The following is a 3106-nucleotide window of genomic DNA, read 5'->3' on the forward strand; positions in this document are numbered from 1 at the left end:
CCCCGACGGCCGGGGCTGCCCGGGCGGCTCCCGCGGCCGGACGGCTCGCGCGGAGCCAGGCGGCCTCGACGGCTCGGGCGGTCCGCTCGTGCGGCCTGGACGGTGCGGTCCGCTCAGGCGGATCGGGCGGTCGTTCGGGCAGGTGGGAGCCGTGCGCGGGCGCCGGGTGTCCCGTTTCCGGGGCGCCCGGCGCCGCGTCGTCACCGATGGGCCTTAGACACGACGTATCGCGTTTGCCATGATGGCGGGGTGAACCTTCCCGACTCCCCACCACCCGCCGGGCCGGAGCCGTCTCCGGCCGCGGCCGGGTCCGCTCCGGGCGGGGATCCCGCCCCGCGCCAGGCTCCGGACGTCCGGCCCGGACCGGGCGGCATGCGCGCCTCCGACGCCGACCGCGACAGGGTCGCCGACCGGCTCCGCGAGGCGCTCGCCGACGGCCGGATCACCGCGGAGGAGCACGCCGAGCGGATCGACGCCGTCTACAAGGCCAGGACCTACGCCGACCTCGAACCCGTGCTCGCCGACCTGCCCGGCGGGTCCGGCCCCGTCCCCGCCGGCGCGGACGCGCCGTCCGCCGCCCCCGCCGCTCCCCCGCGCACCGAGCCCGGCACCGTCGTCGCGATCCTGTCCGAGACCAAGCGCGGCGGACGCTGGCTGGTCGAGGCGCACACCAACGCCAACGCCGTGCTCGGCAAGGTCGAGCTGGACCTGCGGCAGGCGGTGCTGTCGCAGCGCGAGGTGACCATCAACTGCACCTGCGTGCTCGGCGAGATCGAGATCGTCGTCCCGCCCGGCGTGCGGGTCGCCAGCTCCGCCTCGGCGGTCCTCGGTGAGGCGTCCGCGCCCTTCGACGACCCCGACTCCCCCGACGCGCCGACCGTCCGCGTCACCGGGTTCACCCTGCTCGGCAAGATCGGCGTGGTGCGGCGCGAGGTCGGCCAGGCCACGCTCGGCGAGCGCGTCAAGGCGCTCGCCGAGGAGCAGGTGAACGCCCGGCTGCTCGGCCGCGCCCACCGCGGGGCCGGATGGGACGCGCACCAGGGGCACCGCCGCGTGGTCGAGGAACTGCGCGAGGAGCGCCGCCGGATCCGCGACGAGCGCCGCGAGCACCTGCGCGCGCTGCGCGACGAACGCCGCCGCGGCCGTTACTGACCCTCCGCCCGGACGGCCGTCCCGCGAAGGGACGGCCGTCCGCCGGCGCCGGGTGGCGCTCGTCTTCACCCGTGTCCTGAACAGGTCGGGTTCGCATTGCGCAAGCACCGGCGTGCCGACGAATGTCGGTGCCGTCCCGGATGATGCCGTTGGCACGACCCGGTGGACGACGAACAGGTCGGGTTCGCATTGCGCAAGCACCGGCGTGCCGACGAATGTCGGTGCCGTCCCGGATGATGCCGTTGGCACGACCCGGTGGACGACGACGGCCCGCAGAACCCGGAGCCTCATCGTCTCGGGCGTGGAAGCCGGACCCGATCCGCGGGACGAGCAAAACGGAGGAGCCAGCCACCATGGAGCCGCAGGAGATCACCGAGGTACTGAACCGGCCGCTCAGCCGGGAACTGCTGGACCGCGACGTGGCCCGCCTCGCCTACGTCGCCAAGGACGGCACCCCGCGCAACATCCCGATCATCTTCGCGTGGAACGGGGCGGAGGTCGTCATGTGCACCCCGAAGAACGCTCCGAAGCTCCAGGCGCTGCGGGAGAACCCGATGGTCGCGCTGACCGTCGACACCGAGTCGCACCCGCCCCAGATCCTGCTGATCCGCGGACGGGCCGAACTGGACTACGTCGACGGCATCCCGGACGAGTACCTCCAGACGACCAGCACCTACGAGATGACGCCCGAGCAGCGCGTGGAGTGGGAGGCCGAGGTGCGCTCGCTCTACACCGACGGCATGGTCCGGATCGTCGTCACCCCGACCTGGGCGAAGCTCATCGACTTCGAGACGACCCTCCCGACCGCCGTCGAGGAACTGGGTCGCAGGCGCCAGGAGCGCCAGGCCACCTGACCCCGTCCGAGACCCGTCGCCGGCCACGGTCCCGCGTCCCGCGTCCGGCGTCCCGGAGACGGCAGAACGGCCGCCCCGCTTCGGGGCGGCCGTTCTCGTCGCTGCGGGTGGACGTGCGGAGGCGTCAGTCGCGGGCGTGCTCGCGGTCGGGCTGGCAGACCAGGCACGGGGTGCAGCCGCGCTCCTTGGCCTCGCTGCGGGACACGGACTCCAGGTCCTCGGCGTCGTCGCCGATGTCCTCGATCAGCGCGCAGTCGGGACGGTGGTAGCGCTTGGTGCCGCTGAGGATGCGCACCCGCGGCTCCTCCTCGGCCCGGGCCCGCTCGTCCCCGTCCCCGTCCTCGTCCTTGCCTGCGGTCGCGGCGACGGTGTCGCCGTCCTTGTCGGCGGGCTTCGCGTCCGCCCCGTCCTCCGTACGCCCGGCCTCGGCCTCGGCCTCGGCGGCGGCGTCGGAGGCGGTACCGGTCTCGGCGGCCTGCTCGTCCTCGTCGGAGGACTCGCGCGGACGCGGCGGAGCGGCGGTCACCGCGACCGGCTCCTCATCGACCTCGCCGGCGTCGTCGGCCTCATCGGCCTCAGCGGTCTCGGCGGTCTCGGCTGCCGCCGCCGGTGCGGTCGGGGCCTCGGCCGCCACCAGCTCCTCGGCCTCCGGAGCCGCCGGAGCCTCGGGGGCCTTCTCGGCCTTCGCCTCGTCGGGCTCGGCGGCGGGCTCCTCGACGGGGGCCGCAGTCGCCTTCTCGGAGGCGGGGGCGGCCGGAGTGTCCTTCTGCTCGGCCTCGCGGGCCTCGTCCTCGCTACCGGGCTCTGAGGGCTTCTCGCCGCCCCGGTCGCTCTCGGAGGCGCCCTCGGGCTTCGCCGCGTGGACGGGGATGTCGGTCAGCGTCGGGGCCGCGGGCGGGGCGCCGGTCACCGGGATGTCGGGGAGCGTGACGTCCCCGCGTCCGGTCGGCGCGCTCTCGGACGGGGCCGACGGCGAAGACGCCGAGGAGGACGTGGAAGGGGCCGCGGCCGGAGTCGGCCACGCGGACGGCACCGGCGGCGCGGCCGGGGACCCGGACGTGGGCGCGGCGGACGGCGCGGCCGGAGAAGCCGGAGGCGCG

3 protein-coding genes are annotated in these 3106 nt (G+C 75.5%); 2 read left to right on the forward strand and 1 reads right to left on the reverse strand.

What is annotated here, in order from left to right:
* Positions 1-249: 249 nt before the first annotated feature.
* Positions 250-1152 carry a DUF1707 SHOCT-like domain-containing protein gene (locus tag DZF91_RS08395; protein WP_235834161.1) on the forward strand — a complete coding sequence of 301 codons (903 nt, stop codon included), beginning with the start codon at positions 250-252 and terminating at the stop codon, positions 1150-1152.
* A 353-nt stretch (positions 1153-1505) separates the two neighbouring features.
* Positions 1506-2006, forward strand: coding sequence for a pyridoxamine 5'-phosphate oxidase family protein (locus DZF91_RS08400; RefSeq protein ID WP_117356918.1), 501 nt, complete (start codon positions 1506-1508; stop codon positions 2004-2006).
* A 124-nt stretch (positions 2007-2130) separates the two neighbouring features.
* Here DZF91_RS08400 and DZF91_RS08405 read toward each other — a convergent pair whose 3' ends face one another.
* The gene (locus DZF91_RS08405) at positions 2131-2916 is read right to left on the reverse strand and encodes a hypothetical protein (RefSeq protein WP_117356919.1); all 786 of its coding nucleotides are present in this window, start codon (positions 2914-2916) and stop codon (positions 2131-2133) included.
* Between the last annotated feature and the right edge of the window lie 190 nt (positions 2917-3106).

It is taken from the genome of Actinomadura logoneensis, assembly GCF_003428695.1.
GTDB classification, from domain to species: Bacteria; Actinomycetota; Actinomycetes; order Streptosporangiales; family Streptosporangiaceae; genus Spirillospora; species Spirillospora logoneensis.

What these genes read in the sequence shown, in the direction of transcription:
- DZF91_RS08400 (WP_117356918.1), top strand. Translation starts at nt 1,506, where the DNA reads ATGGAGCCGCAGGAGATCACCGAGGTACTGAACCGGCCGCTCAGCCGG.